Source organism: Thermosyntropha sp., assembly GCF_017656155.1.
Classification (GTDB): domain Bacteria; phylum Bacillota; class Syntrophomonadia; order Syntrophomonadales; family Syntrophomonadaceae; genus Thermosyntropha.
The window spans coordinates 129,621-145,161 of sequence record NZ_JACDOH010000002.1 but is presented as its reverse complement, the minus strand read 5'-3'; the positions used below and the strand labels follow the sequence as shown (position 1 = coordinate 145,161).

At 35.6% G+C, this 15,541-nt stretch carries 14 protein-coding genes and 1 tRNA gene; 12 read left to right on the top strand and 3 right to left on the bottom strand.

Annotation, left to right across the window (positions count from 1 at the left end):
* Positions 1-58: 58 nt before the first annotated feature.
* A complete protein-coding gene (locus H0Z36_RS02575) occupies positions 59-295 on the bottom strand; it encodes a YkuS family protein (RefSeq protein ID WP_296863622.1) in 237 nt (78 codons plus the stop codon).
* Between the two features lie 156 nt (positions 296-451).
* Here H0Z36_RS02575 and H0Z36_RS02570 point away from each other — a divergent pair, with 156 nt between their 5' ends.
* From H0Z36_RS02570 to H0Z36_RS02525, 10 genes are all read left to right on the top strand, one after another.
* Positions 452-919, top strand: a complete 468-nt coding sequence (locus H0Z36_RS02570; protein ID WP_296863620.1) for a methylated-DNA--[protein]-cysteine S-methyltransferase — start codon at positions 452-454, stop codon at positions 917-919.
* Between the two features lie 64 nt (positions 920-983).
* A tRNA-Trp gene (locus H0Z36_RS02565) sits at positions 984-1,059 on the top strand.
* A 147-nt stretch (positions 1,060-1,206) separates the two neighbouring features.
* On the top strand, positions 1,207-2,127 hold the full coding sequence (locus H0Z36_RS02560; protein WP_296863619.1) for a D-alanine--D-alanine ligase: 921 nt from the start codon (positions 1,207-1,209) through the stop codon (positions 2,125-2,127).
* A gap of 96 nt (positions 2,128-2,223) precedes the next feature.
* Complete coding sequence (locus H0Z36_RS02555; RefSeq protein ID WP_296863617.1) at positions 2,224-3,930, top strand: ABC-ATPase domain-containing protein; 1,707 nt, start codon at positions 2,224-2,226, stop codon at positions 3,928-3,930.
* Positions 3,931-4,000: 70 nt separating this feature from the next.
* On the top strand, positions 4,001-5,080 hold the full coding sequence (gene mqnE, locus H0Z36_RS02550) for an aminofutalosine synthase MqnE (protein WP_296863615.1): 1,080 nt from the start codon (positions 4,001-4,003) through the stop codon (positions 5,078-5,080).
* A 20-nt stretch (positions 5,081-5,100) separates the two neighbouring features.
* Entirely contained in the window at positions 5,101-5,928 is an 828-nt protein-coding gene (locus H0Z36_RS02545; protein ID WP_296863613.1) for a menaquinone biosynthesis protein, read from the top strand.
* 15 nt (positions 5,929-5,943) lie between these two features.
* The gene (gene mqnC / locus H0Z36_RS02540; protein ID WP_296863857.1) at positions 5,944-7,011 is read left to right on the top strand and encodes a cyclic dehypoxanthinyl futalosine synthase; all 1,068 of its coding nucleotides are present in this window, start codon (positions 5,944-5,946) and stop codon (positions 7,009-7,011) included.
* Positions 7,012-7,036: 25 nt separating this feature from the next.
* Entirely contained in the window at positions 7,037-7,873 is an 837-nt protein-coding gene (locus tag H0Z36_RS02535) for an MTAP family purine nucleoside phosphorylase (RefSeq protein WP_296863856.1), read from the top strand.
* Positions 7,874-7,884: 11 nt separating this feature from the next.
* A complete protein-coding gene (locus tag H0Z36_RS02530) occupies positions 7,885-10,641 on the top strand; it encodes a UPF0182 family protein (RefSeq protein WP_296863611.1) in 2,757 nt (918 codons plus the stop codon).
* Between the two features lie 43 nt (positions 10,642-10,684).
* Positions 10,685-11,236, top strand: a complete 552-nt coding sequence (locus H0Z36_RS02525; RefSeq protein ID WP_296863609.1) for an SGNH/GDSL hydrolase family protein — start codon at positions 10,685-10,687, stop codon at positions 11,234-11,236.
* A gap of 7 nt (positions 11,237-11,243) precedes the next feature.
* Here H0Z36_RS02525 and H0Z36_RS02520 read toward each other — a convergent pair whose 3' ends face one another.
* Both H0Z36_RS02520 and H0Z36_RS02515 read right to left on the bottom strand, forming a co-directional pair.
* Entirely contained in the window at positions 11,244-12,230 is a 987-nt protein-coding gene (locus H0Z36_RS02520; protein ID WP_296863607.1) for a tRNA 4-thiouridine(8) synthase ThiI, read from the bottom strand.
* Complete coding sequence (locus H0Z36_RS02515; RefSeq protein WP_296863605.1) at positions 12,227-12,691, bottom strand: DUF523 domain-containing protein; 465 nt, start codon at positions 12,689-12,691, stop codon at positions 12,227-12,229. The genes H0Z36_RS02520 and H0Z36_RS02515 overlap by 4 nt, the downstream gene beginning before the upstream one ends.
* Positions 12,692-12,811: 120 nt before the next feature.
* Here H0Z36_RS02515 and H0Z36_RS02510 point away from each other — a divergent pair, with 120 nt between their 5' ends.
* A complete protein-coding gene (locus H0Z36_RS02510; protein WP_296863603.1) occupies positions 12,812-14,158 on the top strand; it encodes a YheC/YheD family protein in 1,347 nt (448 codons plus the stop codon).
* Positions 14,159-14,172: 14 nt separating this feature from the next.
* A complete protein-coding gene (locus tag H0Z36_RS02505; RefSeq protein ID WP_296863600.1) occupies positions 14,173-15,507 on the top strand; it encodes a YheC/YheD family protein in 1,335 nt (444 codons plus the stop codon).
* Positions 15,508-15,541: the final 34 nt, after the last annotated feature.

Sequence of the window (15,541 nt, the reverse complement as noted above, 5' to 3'; positions counted from 1 at the left end):
TTTCTTGATTTACATAAAATACCCCCGGCTATACAGGCCGGGGGTAAATATTAATATGCTAGAATTTTTCAATTCTCTGCCATATTTCTTCAGGAGATAGCCCACTGGCATTTATAACAGGAGCATGGACAACTATATCCTGCATATTCATTAGGTTTTCATCACACCCCGAAATTATAACCGCATCAACCTTGTGTTTATTAGCTTCTTCAACATCAACTAAACGACAGCCTTTAGTAACAAGATAATTCTTTACTGCTCGCAAATTATCTTCTACCGCAATTGTTTTATTCAAAATATTCACCTCCGTTATGTTTTAGTTTATTATCATAGTTAGTATGTATCGATGATTTATTATTTATGTTTAAATTAACTTAACATTATTTTGTCTTCCTTGAGACTTTGTTTATCATACGAAAATTTTTTATAAAAAAAGAGGTGAAAATAAGAAATGAAAAATATTGCTTTTTATTATTCCCCGATTGGAAGATTAGCAATAACAACTGATGGGTCTGCACTTACCAAGCTTTATTTTCCTGATGAGATTATTCCTGAAGATGTTACATACAGAGAAACTGATTTATTGAGTGAAACAATTCATCAACTTGATGAATATTTTATGGGGAAAAGAAAATATTTTACACTTCCGCTGAAGCCGGAAGGAAGCAGTTTTATGCAGGAAGTATGGGAATATCTTCTGCAGATTTCGTATGGTGAAATAAAAACTTATGCTGAAATAGCACAGAAAATAAAAAGACCAAATGCGTATAGAGCAGTAGCTTTAGCCTGCAGCCGCAATCCTCTACCTATTTTAATTCCCTGTCACAGGGTAATAAGAAAAAACGGCAGCTTATCAGGTTATCGGGGAGGAGAAAAATTCAAAAGATACCTTATAGCTTTAGAATTGCAATATAAATAAATTAAAACTCTTGCCTTTTGTCATTAAAAAGGGTATAATGAAAAGTGCCGCGAGGTAAGGATGCAGGGGAGTAGCTCAATTGGCAGAGCATCGGTCTCCAAAACCGAGGGTTGCGTGTTCGAGTCGCGTCTCCCCTGCCATTTATTTTTAAAACTGATTATTTAAAGTCACCTTCTATGGGAAGGTGGCTTTTTATATATTTTTTCAAATAAAAAGATGCTATAAGATGTGCATATATAAAAATGTTTATACTTATAAATAATATAAAAAATTCAGGCGGTGAATTTATGCGGAAAGTATTGGTATTAATGGGAGGAATGTCTTCTGAACGTGAAATTTCCCTCAAAAGCGGAAAGGCAGTAGTGGAGGGTTTGAAAGCTGCGGGTTATGAAGTAGAAACTTTAGACTTAAATAGAGAAAACTTAACCGAAATACCTAAGATGAAACCTGATGTTGTTTTTAATATTTTACACGGCCAGTACGGAGAAGATGGGAGGGTGCAGGCCTATCTTGATATTTTGGGAATTCCATATACTGGATCAGGGATGGTAGCAAGCGTTATTGGTATGAATAAAGTTTTAACCAAAAAGGTTTTAAGCTGTGAAAATATCCCTACTGCTGAATATATAGTCTTAAAAAAGGAAACTTTTGGTTTTAATAAAGTAAATGAAATAGTCCAAAGACTCGGATTGCCGGTAGTAATAAAAGCTGCTACCCAAGGTTCAAGTATAGGAACTTATATTGTAAAAAAAGAAGATGAACTAGCTTTTGCCATACAAAATGCCTTTAGTTTTGATGAAGAAGTTTTAGTTGAAAGATTTATTGCCGGAACCGAAGTTACTGCTGCTCTTTTAGGAAATAAAAACCCTACTGTTTTACCTATAATTGAAATAACTTCCAAAAACGAGTTTTATGATTATGAATCTAAATATACTCCCGGCATGTGTCATCATATTATTCCCGCCCGCATTTCAGAAAAAGCGCGGACAGGAGTTGAAAATATAAGTCGTCAGGTTTATTCTGCGATTGGATGCAGGGGCTTTGCCCGTGTGGATTTTATCGTAGATAAAGATGATAATCCCTGGGTTTTAGAAATTAATACTATTCCAGGCATGACTGAAATGAGTCTTGTGCCGGATGCAGCTAAAGCGGCAGGCATCAGTTTTTCTGAACTGGTTGATAAAATTGTCCAATATGCTCTGGAATAGCTGTTAGTTTAACCGATGCAAGTATATAATAATAAATGAAAGAGCCTTAAGATATGAATCTTAAGGCTGATTTTTTATCAAGCAGGAGGACTTGGCATGCGAAACGTAACTGATTTGAAAATGATTTTAGACAAGATAGACGGCAGGGGATATAAAGCTTATAAAACCCTGGAGGGATCTTATGACCTTAAAATATGCCATCTTTATATAGACCATGTGCAGGCTGACCCTTTTGCTCCTCCCAGCAGGATGCGTATTCGAGTTCCCATGGATAGAGCGGGATTTCCTTATTATCTTTATGAGGGAATAAAGGTTACTGCCTTAGAAGATATTATTGCCCGTATTATTAAAAGTGAATTGATGAAATCAAATCTCAAATCAGAAGGAGCAGGAAACAGTGGGCTCATATTTATAGATGCTGGAGGACAAGAGATAATCAAAAGAACAGCGGTTAAGATAACTTCGGAAATGGTGGAAGCCAGAATTTCCGTAGGTTTACCAGCAGCAGGAAGAAGAATTAAAGGAGATGCTGCAATTAATTTGCTGACTTCAATAATACCTCAAATAGCAAGTAATTCACTCTATTTCAAAGCATTAGATGAAAAAAAATTAAAAGAACATGTTGAACTATATGCAGATCAGGAGTTAATACGAAATAAGCTTAAAGAATTGGGATTAGTTGCTTTTATAGGCAATGGTTCAATACTTCCCCGTAAAAGCGGAAACAGCAATCTTCCTATGTCCGAAAAAGAGGCGGTAAAATTTCTTTCTCCTCCTTCGATGGAAATAGAAATAGATACGATGTTCCATGGAAAAATTAAAGGAATGGGTATAAAAGAGGGAATTACTTTAATAGTAGGAGGAGGATTTCACGGAAAAACTACTTTACTAAGGGCTTTAGAAAGGGGAGTATATAATCACATAAAAGGAGATGGAAGGGAATGGGTTATAACTGTTCCCGATGCTGTAAAAATCAGGGCCGAAGATGGAAGAAATATAGAAAAGGTTGACATAAGTATTTTTATTGACAACCTGCCTTTCAATAAATCAACCGATTCTTTTTCTACTGAAAATGCCAGCGGCAGCACTTCTCAGGCGGCTAATATCATAGAAGCTGTTGAAGCAGGGGCTAAGCTTTTGCTTTTAGATGAGGATACCAGTGCAACTAATTTTATGCTGCGGGATGCACGTATGCAAAAATTGGTCGCTAAAAATAAAGAACCTATTACGCCTTTTATAGATAGAGTCCGAGAGCTTTATGAAAAGCTTGGAATTTCTACCATTTTGGTTATTGGAGGAGCGGGCGACTATCTGGATGTAGCTGATAAAGTAATTATGCTTGACAGCTATAAGGTTTATGATGTTACTGATGAAGCACATGAAATAGCTGCTGAAATCCCTAGCAATAGAAAGATTGAATCTGTCAAACCTTTTAAATTGAGGACTGCACGAATTGTGAAAAAAGAAACTTTCGCTATGAAAGATAAGAAACTTAAGGTAGCAGCAAAGGGGCTTGATACGATTGTATATGGAAAAACGGTTATAGATCTTTCCGCTGTTGAACAGCTGGTTGATTCCGGACAAACCAGAGCTATAGCCGATATATTGAGGTATATTGTGCGATATATAGATGAAAAATCAAGCCTTAAAGAAATTTTAGACAAGATTGATACTGATATTTTATCTGATTTAGAAGTTATTTCTCCTTTTCCTAAAGGAGAACATCCCGGCGATCTTGTTTTACCGCGAAGATATGAAGTTGCCAGTGCTTTAAACCGTATGAGAAATTTAAAAATCAAATAGTTTTTTATCGGATAATATAGGAATTTTGATATAATAGATTTTAAATAATCGATGAGACGGGGAAGGTTTTATGGACAAAAAAATGCGGGAAATAGCGGATAAAGTGAGAAACGGAGTAAGGTTGTCTAAGGAAGACGGGCTTTATCTTTACAGCTCAAATGATTTGTTGACTATCGGCATGTTAGCGCGTGAAAAGAAAAAAGAGGCTTCCAATGATTATATTTTCTTTAATGTTAACCGACATATTAATTTAACCAATATATGCATATCCAGATGTAAATTTTGTGCTTTTGGGGTAGATGAAAATTCTCCCAAGCCATATACTATGACTTCGGATGAAGCTTTTGCTTATGCCTCAAAAGCGGTAGATCAGGGAATAACCGAGTTTCATATTGTAAGCGCTTTAAATCCAAGGCTTACACTCGATTATTATGTTGAAATCATAAAAAGACTTAAGACAACTTATCCTCATATAATCATCCAGGCGCTTACCGCAGTAGAAATTGTTTATTTGGCCCAAATAAGCAATCTTTCTATAAAAGAGGTTTTGCTGATCCTCAAGGAAGCAGGCTTAGAAGCTATTCCTGGAGGAGGCGCAGAAATTTTAGATGATAGAATAAGAAAGGAATTATGTCCGCGTAAAGCGAACAGCGAAGAATGGCTTGAAGTTCACAGAACAGCCCATGAATTGGGCATTAAAACTAACTGCACCATGCTCTTTGGACATATAGAAAGCTATGAAGACCGGATTAATCACCTTATCACTCTGCGCAGATTACAGGATGAAGCTCCAGGATTTAAGGCATTTATTCCCTTGCCTTTCCTGCCGGAAAATACTGGTCTTTCTAATCTGAAAAAAACCAGTGCGGTAGATGAATTAAAGACTATAGCTATTTCAAGGCTTATGTTGGATAATATTGAACATATTAAGGCCTTTTGGGTAATGTTGGGTATCCCGATTGCCCAAATTGCTTTGCAGTTTGGGGCAGATGATTTAGATGGAACTATCGTTGAAGAAAGAATTATGCACGCAGCTGGTGCTAAGACAGATAAAGGTATTGCCAAAGAGACCATTATAAATCTGATAAAAGAAGCAGGATATGTTCCGGCAGAAAGAGATACGCTTTATAATATTCTGAAAATTTACTGATAAAAGGGCAGGGGATTTTTATGCGTCCAAGGGTGGGGCATATTCAATTCATCAACTGTTTTCCTCTTTTCTATGGACTTATTGAAAAAAAGTTTTTATTGGAAATCGATTTAATAAAAGGAACGCCTACTGATTTAAACCAGATGCTGCGTGAAAATAAACTGGATTTAGCGCCTATTTCTTCTATTGCATATGCCTATGACTATAAAGATTATGTTCTGATGCCGGATATTTCAATAAGCTGTAATGGGGAAGTAAAAAGTATATATCTTTTTTCCAAAAGGCCAATTGAAGAGCTGGATGGAAAAAAAATAGCCTTAAGCAGCATCTCGGCAACTTCAGTTAATCTTTTAAAAATAATAATGCACTTTTTTTATAATATTAAGCCGGACTATTTTATATCAGCTCCGGAAATAGGAGCTATGCTTATGGAAGCAGAGGCAGCACTTCTGATAGGAGATGATGCCCTGCGCGCCAAATATAAATTATCCGACCGTTTGTATGTTTATGACTTGGGACAAATCTGGAAAGAACAGACAGATCTGCCTATGGTTTTTGCAGTCTGGGCAGTACGCCAGGAATTTGCTGAAAAAAACCTGAAAATGGTTAAAATTATAAAAGATACCTTTACTGATTCTATAAAACTGAGCCTCGAACATATATATGATGTGGCTGCTAAAGCCGCACAATGGGAAGATTTTACTCCTGAATACCTGGTGGATTATTTTCAAAAACTTAAATTTGATTTTGATAAACATAAACAGGAAGGTTTGATGGAATATTACCACTATGCCAGCAAATTGGGCATTATTTCCGAGGTGCCTCCTTTAAAGATACTGGATATTTAAGGTAAGGAGCGAATGATGTTGCGGGTTAATGCTGTTTTAGAGTCTGTTTTACAGGGTAAACGCATGACTGAAGAAGAATTTTTATTTTTATGGCATAATGCAAATTTGCTGGAACTGGGCAAAGCAGCAGATAAAATGAGGCAGATGATGTTGGGAAATAATTTGGCTACTTTTATCATCGACCGTAATATTAACTACACTAATATTTGCACCTGTAAATGCAAGTTCTGCGCATTTTACCGTTCTCCTGAAGATCATGATGCTTATGTAATAGACAAAGAAACCCTTTTTCATAAAATAGATGAAGCTGTAGAATTAGGGGCAACTCAGCTTATGATTCAGGGAGGCCTTAATCCTGACCTTGATATAACTTTTTTTGAAGATATGTTCAGAGAGATAAAATCCCGTTATGACATAACCCTCCATTCCCTAACTGCACCGGAAATTGCATTTATAGCTGAAATATCAGGTTTAACTATAAAAGAGACTTTAATAAGGCTTAAAAATGCAGGGCTCGACTCACTGCCCGGAGGGGGAGCAGAAATTTTACATGATGAAGTCCGCAAAATTATAAGTCCTAATAAAATAAAAACAGAAAAATGGCTTGAAGTGATGGAAACTGCACATGAAATTGGGCTTTTTGCCACTGCTACTATGATGATGGGAAGCAGGGAAAATTTGAAACATCGGATGGACCATCTTAAAAAAATACGGGAATTACAGGATAAAACAGGTGGATTCAGAGCTTTTATAGTATGGACTTATCAACCGGGAAATAATGAACTTATGGGCAATAAAATTTCTTCACTCAATTATCTTAAATTTTTAGCGTTATCTCGGCTTTATCTGGACAATTTTAAACATATCCAGGGTTCCTGGGTAACTCAAGGCAAAGAAATTGGACAGTTATCATTATTCTTTGGGGCAGATGATCTGGGGAGCATTATGATTGAGGAAAATGTAGTGAGAGCAGCCGGCGTTTTTTATAAAATGGAAAAAGAAGAAATGATTGATCTTATTCGCCTGGCAGGGCGAATACCGGCACAAAGAGATACATCTTATAATATATTACAGACTTTTTAAATTAAACAGGTGAGGCGATTTGAAAATGTATGTACCAGCGGCAGATTTCGCTTTTATCGGAGGATCAAGCACTTTAAGCATAGAAATCCCTGAAGATTTAAATCTTGACTATGTTGAAGTTTTGGAAAAAAACCTTAAATTTGAAACCCCTTTTGGTATCAGTCCTGATTTTAAACTCCTAGCCGTCCGAGGAAATAAAGGAATAAAGAAAGTATTAACCTGCCGAATGCACGGCTGGCGAAGGGATGTAAAGAGGGCAGATGCATCAAAACAAATTTTTTGGGTATTTAAACAGGCGGGGATAAAAAGGATAATAGCAGAAGGGGGAGTAGGAAGCATAAATCACCTTTTAAATCCAAGGGATATAGTTGTTCCACATGATTATATGGATTTTTCCATGCGCAAAGATGTAGGACTTGAAGACAGGCATCTTCTTATAATGCGGGAAGCTATATGTCCGGAAATAAGCAAAGAATTATTTAATGTTGCTAAAAACTCCTGGCAAAAAGGGAAGGTTTTTGAAAGAGGCATATATTGTAATACAGATGGAAGACATTTTGAAAGTCCGGCTGAGGTAAACTACTACCGTATTGCTGGAGCCGATATAATAGGTCAAAGCATATGTCCTGAAGTTTATCTGGCCCGAGAAATTGGAGCTTGTTATGCCGGAATATATTTGGTGGTAAATTACGCGGAAGGAGTAGTAGCCCCTTGGCAGCATGAAGAACTTAAAGATATTTTTTATTCCGAAAGTTATGATATAGGAAAGATAATTTTTGATACTTTAAAAAATTTAACAGCCGATGTAAGCTGTAATTGTGCTGCTTTGCGCAAAGAAACCCTTTTAAAATCTGTTTATTAAAGGAGGAAGTTATGGCGCGAAACAACAGGAGTACTTTAAGATTGATTGTATTTTTACTAATTTTAGGTGGATTGTCGCTTTTTCTTCATTTTTATGCCGATTGGCTGTGGTTTAAGTCAATTAATTTTGAACAAGTTTTTACTACTATTTTGTTAAATAAAGTTGTTCTATATACTGTTGTATTCATTGGGGTTTTTTTGCTTTCCTACATAAACTTAATCTTTACCCGCAAAAATATAGGACCGGCTTATGAAGAGTTTGACGATGACCCTACTGTAATATATCTCGATGAGGAACGCCAAAAATCACCTTGGCAGGAATTTTTAAAAGGTAAATATGCTAATTGGGTGTTTATTGGGATAAGCCTTTTTATTGCCTTTATAATAAGTTCTTCAGTTGCTGATAAATGGATTATAATTCAGCAATATTTAAATCAGGTTCCTTTTAATGTAACTGATCCTATTTTTAAGAAAGACCTCAGCTTCTACTTTTTCGATCTGGCTTTTTATCAATTTATTTATGGAATTTTAATGTCATCTCTGGTTTTGATAACCCTGGTTGCAGGGACAATATATCTTTTCAATGCCTCTTCCAATCTTCTGTTTGGTGACTGGCGTCAGTTTACGGTAGCCAAAGGGCATATGGCGCTGCTTTTTGCTGCTATATTTATTCTGCAGGCTTTTAAATACAAACTGGCATCTTACGAGATTCTCTTTTCACCTGATGGTATAGTTTTTGGTGCTACCTATACTGATGTTTATGCCCGTTTAGTTTCCTATAAAGCTCTGATAATAATCTCTTTGATAATTGCGCTGGTAATTTTGTTAAATATTTTCATAAAACGGGTAAACTGGATAGTAGGCAGTATAGGCTTGTGGCTTTTGATTGTTTTAGTGTTAAGCGGAATTTACCCCGGTCTTTTACAAAAATTTATAGTACAGCCTAACGAATTTAGTAAAGAAAAGAAATATATTGAAAACGCTATTAAATATACTAGACAGGCTTATGGCTTGGATAGAGCAGAGAATAAATATTTTGACATTAATTACCAAATTGATATAGGAGATGAAAAAGATGCTCCAACAATAAATAATATTCGTTTATGGGACTGGCAGCCTTTGCTTACAACTTATAAGAGCTTGCAGGAACTGCGGCCATATTATGTATTTAATGATGTAGATATCGATCGCTATGTAATCGATGGACAGTATCGTCAGGTAATGCTGGCAGTGCGGGAAATTTCTCCGGGTGAACTGCCGGAAAACGCCAGAACCTGGATAAATGAACGGCTTATGTATACACATGGCTATGGATTGGTTGTAAGTCCGGTAAATGAAGTAGAAGAAGAAGGTTTTCCACGCTTTTTTATAAAAGATATACCTCCCGCATTTACAACAGACTTGAAAGTGAAGAGACCTGAAATATATTTTGGCGAACTTACTGATTCATATGTAATCGTAAATACTGAACAAAAAGAATTTGATTATCCCATGGGAGAAAAAAATGTATACTGCTTTTACAGTGGTAAAAATGGCATAAAATTAGATTCAATAACTAAAAAGCTGATGTTTGCCTGGGTATTAAAAGATTACAAGATTCTGCTTTCGTCTGATATTACTGAAGAAAGCCAGATATTAATGAACAGAAACATAATAGAAAGAGCTAAAAAGATAGCTCCCTATCTAGAATTTGATGAAGATCCATATATAATAATAAACACAACAGATGGCAGGCTTTACTGGATGATTGATGCATATACTTATTCAGAAAAGTATCCTTATTCACAGCCTTTTGACAGCGAAGGGAATAATTATATAAGGAATGCGGTGAAGATAGTTGTAGATGCATATACCGGTCAGATAGATTTCTATATTGCAGATAAATCAGATCCGATTATAAAGACTTATAGCAAGATATTCCCGGGTGTATTTAAACCTATTGAAGCGATGCCGAAAGAATTAAAGAGCCATGTAAGATATCCGTCCAGATTATTTACTATACAGGCTAAAATGTATCAGACTTTCCATATGACTGACCCCAATGTTTTTTATAACAAAGAGGATATATGGCTTATACCTACTGAAATAGTAGGAAATAAGCCAGTAGAAATGGAACCTTACTATATAATAATGAGGCTTCCTGAAGAAGCCAAGGAAGAATATATTTTGATGCTTCCTTTTACTCCTAAAAATAGACCTAATATGGTAGCTTGGATGTGTATGCGCATTGATGGGGAAAATTATGGCAAGATGCTGGTTTACAATTTCCCAAAACATGAAACCATATATGGACCTAATCAGCTGGAATCCAGAATAAACCAGGATACTTATATCTCACAACAAATAAGTTTGTGGGATCAGAGAGGTTCAAATGTTTATCGTGGCAATTTATTAGTTATTCCTATACAAAATTCTATTCTCTATGTAGAGCCATTATATTTGCAAGCAGAAAATGGCAAGATACCTGAATTAAAACGGGTAATCGCCGCTTTTGAAAACAAAATAGTTATGGAACCTACATTAGATGCTGCACTTATTAAGCTATTCGGTGAAACAGGGGCTAAACCGCCGGGAACTGCTCCTGGGGCTGATGTTAATGTTGAAATTCCTGTAGTTAGTGATGATTTAAAAGAGTTGGCTAAACAGGCAAGACAGTATTATGACAGGGCTAATCAATTATTGCAAGAGGGTGATTGGGCAGGCTATGGTGAAAATATTAAAAAATTGGATGAAGTAATAAGACAGATGGAAGAAGCTGCGGCTAGATAGCCCAGCTTCTTCTGATATTGAACTTTTTGAGGTGGGGTGAAAAATGATGCCTGATAAACTAAGAATAGTATGTCTGGGAGACAGCATCACATATGGTTTCCCTTATGGCCCGGAATTTTCCTGGGTTAAAATGATGTCATCCGCGATCGATGGAGTAATAATAAATAAAGGGATTAATGGAAATACAACTGAAGATATGCTTCAGAGGTTTAAACGCGATGTTTTAGATTTGAAGCCTGATTACGTCATTATCACCGGGGGAATAAATGATGTGGTTCAGGGTGAAAGCTTGGCTGCAATAACTTTTAATATTGAACAAATGGTAAGTTTAGCCAGGGAGCAAAACATTAAAGTGATATTAGGAATTCCTACTCCGGTTGATTATTCAGCATGGGAAAGAGTGCTTCAGAATCTTAGAAATTGGATTTCAGATTTTACTCAAAATCAAAATATTCCGATAATAAACTTCTGTGCAGCTTTTTATGATGAAAATAAAAATCTCAGAAAAGAATTGCTCCTTCCTGATGGAGGACATCCTACTCAGGAAGGATACAGAGAAATGTTTAAACAGATAGATTTGAATTTATTTAAATAATTATTTTTTAAACCATTTCCGGGATTTCTTCAGGAGTCAAGGGCTTAACTATAAAAATCTTTTCGATATCGCCATCTTTATTGTAAATCTTCACATTAGTTTCAGGCTCATTTTTTGCATCACTATACCGTGCTAGTATAGATGCAGCTTGTATTAAATCTTCATCATTGAATTGACCGGTAAAGGATCTGAAAATTCCAGTTGGACCTGGGCGGTCAGTTACTTTTATCAGTTTGTCAGATTGTAAGGCAATTTTTTGAATAATTTCATTTTCCGCCCGATTACGTCCAATAACCAGAAGATTATCTTTTACATAAAAATGTCGCCCTACTTTTAATATCTCCATTTCCTCAGGTTCAGCTTCTGGTCTCTTTTCTATTAATTTTTTAAGCCTGCGTGAAAAGTTGGCTTCAGTAAGCAAACATCCTCCGGCAGGTGAAGGATATTCGGTAATGCCAAATTTTTCTGCCAACTCTTTTTGACGACTTCTACTTCTGCCGCTTATATCTTCTAGTTCTTCCCGTTTAATCCAACCATTTTCTTCGGGGATGGTAGGGGGCAGAAGTTTGGCCGACAGCGGTCTTACTATATAGCCCTTGTAGCCTGACAATTTTTCAACTATATGCAGAGCGGTTTTATTCTGACTCATAGGCCTTTGTCCCAACACTTCACCTGAAATAATGAAAGAAGCACCCAGCTCAGCCATCATATCCCCAGCTTTCTTAAACATAAAAGCATGACAGTCAATACATGGATTCATATTTTTACCATATCCATACTTTGGATTTTTTAAGACTTTGCCAATATATTCTCTACTTATGTCAAGAGTTATCAGTTCTATTTTGAGGTTTTGGGCAGCTTTAATTGTCGATTCCTTAACCCCAAAAAAAGGTGTAACAAAATTCAGAGCAATCACTTCAATATTCTGTTTTTGAATCAAAGCCACAGCTAATTGTGAATCAAGTCCACCTGAAAACAAGCTTATTGCTTTCATATTTCCATTGCTCCTTTTAAATAATCTTCGTCACTTATTACCTTTATTCCATGTTTTTTAAGCAAGGCAGCAGTTACTCCATCTCCTTTGCGCAAAACAGATTTAAAAGATCCGTCATATATTTCACCTGAACCACAGGAAGGGCTCCGGCTTTTCAATATTGCACAAACAGCTCCTACCTCACCTGCTTTCTGCAAAGTAATATAGGCTCCCCTGATAAAAAACTCACTGACATCTTCACCCTTTTTATTAATCACTCTGGCTTTACCTTCAAGCACATCAAGCCCGGTTCCGTTTTTAATTTCGGCTGGCAGTCTTGGAGTAGAAAGTCCTCCCAATTCTTCAGGACAAACTGGTAAGACCCTCCCTTCTTTTAAAAGTTTTTCAAAAACCGGATTAAAGTTGTTTCCACCATTATATTTGCAATTATACCCACATAAACACGCACTTATTAAATTCATATATTTATTATCTCCTTACTTAAAAGAAGTATTTTTTATAGTTTTTTAATATCTGTGTAGAGCAAGGATATCAGCACTTTCATATTATAAAATAAATAATTGTCTAAAGGATATATTTTTATGCATAAAATCGATACGGTTTATATAAAGATCAACGATAACCTGGACGATAATATTCTGGAAATAAGTTCAAGGCTGGCTTTAAACTATGGTCTTTTTGAAAAGCAAAAAATAACCTTTAAGTTAGGGAGATTAAAAGAAGAATTTTATCTTTCTTTAATTGAAACAGATGAAGATATGTTGGTACTAAATTCTGTAAATTTAAAAAAATTAGCTTTATATCCTGAACAAAACTACAATTTTAAAATAAACGAAGGTGAGATTAGAATAGGACCGGTAATCGGTATAATGGTTGACATAGTAAAAAACCGGAATAAACCTTTTGGTGCCCAAACTCTTTTTATTAAGCAAGCTTTAGAAATAGCTAGGAAATCGGGACAATTGTGTTTTGCTTTTAGCCCATATAACGTTGATTGGAAACATAAAAAAATACAGGGTTACACTTATTTAAAAAATAACTGGGTTAAATCTGTTTTTCCATTTCCCGATGTTATTTATCCGCGTAGCCGCATATCATCTACAGAAAAACTTAGAATCCGCAAACGCTTTAAACAGACAGGAGTAATTTTGTTAAATTATAAATTGCTGGACAAATGGGAAGCCTACAAAATTCTAGCTCAAAATCCCGCTCTTGAATCTCATCTTCCTGATACCCGTTTCGTTTTCGATTTTACGCGTCAGATAGATATTATGCTCAATAAATATGAAGCAGTATATTTAAAACCTATATGCGGCGAACAGGGGAAAAACATAATCAAGGTTATCAAACCCAAAAAAAAAGGAATTTATGAATATTATTATTCCTGCGATAAACGGCAATTCAAAGGAAAAGCAACCAGCATAAATGAATTGTATTTTTCTTTAAAAAATGTAATAGGAAACCGCAGATATATTGTCCAGGAAAGAATAAAACTCATAAAATGGCAAAATAAGATTGTAGATGTACGCGTTCTAGTCCAAAAAGGTTATGGAAATAGATGGGAAATAACCGGTATAGCCTGTCGTATAGGGAATAACGGCTCAATTACAAGCAACTTATCTTCGGGGGGGACTGCAAAAAGGCTTGAGGATATTTTAAAATTGTATTTTAACAACCAAAAAATGGAACAAATTTTGTCAAAAATTAAATTTGTATCTCTGAAATCTGCTGAAACCCTGGAAAATAAAATAGGTATTTGTGCGGAAATGGGAATTGATTTGGGAATTGACAGGCAAGGCAAAGTTTGGTTTATAGAAGCCAACCTAAGACCTGCGCGTAAAATTTTTACTTTAATTGGAGAGACAGAAACTAGACTTAAATCTATTGAAAATCCTTTGCTGTATGCTAAATATCTGGCTGGATTTTAAAAGGAGAGGAATCTATGCTTCGTGGAAAAGTTATTATAACGCGTTCTCTGGCTCAGGAACTTAAAGTTCCGGTAAAACCGATAATAAAAATTAGGGCGGGTAACATAGTAGTTGATACTAGGCTGATCATAAATAATGATGAAACCAGAAAACTTTATATATTGTCCCCTGAGTTATCCAGGGCTTTATTTATTAAAACCAAGAAGAAATTAAAAATCCGCTATGATACTGAAAAAAATATGCTGCATATAGGACCTATAATCGGAATTTTAACCGCCTCTATCCCTAATAAACCTGAATTTGGACCTAAGAGCACCCAGGCAGAATTAATTTATTTAAGTAAGATAGGTCAAAAAATGCAGGCGCAGATTTTTATTTTTACTCCCACAGGCATTAACTGGGCAGCAAAAACTGTTAAAGGATACAACTACAAAGAAAACAGTGGGGGAAGCGGGGTATGGACTGCATCTACTTACCCTTTACCGGATGTGATATATGACAGAATATCAAGCCGCAAAAGTGAAAGTAATTATAATAATACTAGAGAAAAGCTAAAAAAATTAGCTTTTTCATCTTACTTTAATCCTTCGTTTTTGAACAAATGGGATGTACACCAGATTTTATTTAACAATCCTGAACTTAGACCTTATTTACCGGAAACTAAACTTTTAGATAAAGAAAATCTTGAAGATATGCTTAAAAAATATAAAGTGATATATGCAAAACCGGTAGATGGCAGTTTGGGGCGTAAAATTATTAGAATAACGGTTGACGAAAAAAAACAAACGTTAAAGTATACAGTGTATGTGCGGGGAAAATTTAACGGGCAGGCCACAGATGCAACTGATTTCATAAAGAAAACCGAAAAAAATCGGGAAGGAAAAACTTATATTATTCAGCAAGGTATCGATATGGCTAATTATAAAGGATCAGTATTTGATCTTAGAATAATTTATCAAAAAGATAGACATGGTGAATGGCGAATAAGCAAAAAATTTGTTCGGCTTGCCCCTAAAGGAAGCAGCCTGTCCAACATGAGCAGAGGTGGGAAGGCTGAAACCAGCAAAAAAATACTTAAATACTTTTTCCATCGAACTGAATTAATAGAGGCCAAAAATCAGGAAATTTCCGCCTTGTGTCATGCTGTCGCAATTACTATGGAACAATCGGGAACCGGAATATATGGTGAGCTAGGATTAGATATTGGAATAGATAAAAAAGGCAAAATATGGCTTATTGAGGTTAATTCTAAGCCACGTAAAACCACGGAAACGGAATTGTCTATGACCATTGTTAAAAATACTTTCAAAAGGCCGTTGGAATATGCTACTTATCTGGCAGGTTTTTAAAAGAACATTCTTTTATACCTCTTTTATATACATC

Coding starts and splice junctions, on each gene's coding strand:
- H0Z36_RS02530 (WP_296863611.1), top strand. CDS start 7,885: ATGGCGCGAAACAACAGGAGTACTTTAAGATTGATTGTATTTTTACTA.
- H0Z36_RS02545 (WP_296863613.1), top strand. CDS start 5,101: ATGCGTCCAAGGGTGGGGCATATTCAATTCATCAACTGTTTTCCTCTT.
- H0Z36_RS02505 (WP_296863600.1), top strand. CDS start 14,173: ATGCTTCGTGGAAAAGTTATTATAACGCGTTCTCTGGCTCAGGAACTT.
- H0Z36_RS02520 (WP_296863607.1), bottom strand. CDS start 12,230: ATGAAAGCAATAAGCTTGTTTTCAGGTGGACTTGATTCACAATTAGCT.
- H0Z36_RS02525 (WP_296863609.1), top strand. CDS start 10,685: ATGATGCCTGATAAACTAAGAATAGTATGTCTGGGAGACAGCATCACA.
- H0Z36_RS02570 (WP_296863620.1), top strand. CDS start 452: ATGAAAAATATTGCTTTTTATTATTCCCCGATTGGAAGATTAGCAATA.
- mqnE (WP_296863615.1), top strand. CDS start 4,001: ATGGACAAAAAAATGCGGGAAATAGCGGATAAAGTGAGAAACGGAGTA.
- H0Z36_RS02555 (WP_296863617.1), top strand. CDS start 2,224: ATGCGAAACGTAACTGATTTGAAAATGATTTTAGACAAGATAGACGGC.
- H0Z36_RS02535 (WP_296863856.1), top strand. CDS start 7,037: ATGTATGTACCAGCGGCAGATTTCGCTTTTATCGGAGGATCAAGCACT.
- H0Z36_RS02515 (WP_296863605.1), bottom strand. CDS start 12,691: ATGAATTTAATAAGTGCGTGTTTATGTGGGTATAATTGCAAATATAAT.
- H0Z36_RS02560 (WP_296863619.1), top strand. CDS start 1,207: ATGCGGAAAGTATTGGTATTAATGGGAGGAATGTCTTCTGAACGTGAA.
- mqnC (WP_296863857.1), top strand. CDS start 5,944: ATGTTGCGGGTTAATGCTGTTTTAGAGTCTGTTTTACAGGGTAAACGC.
- H0Z36_RS02510 (WP_296863603.1), top strand. CDS start 12,812: ATGCATAAAATCGATACGGTTTATATAAAGATCAACGATAACCTGGAC.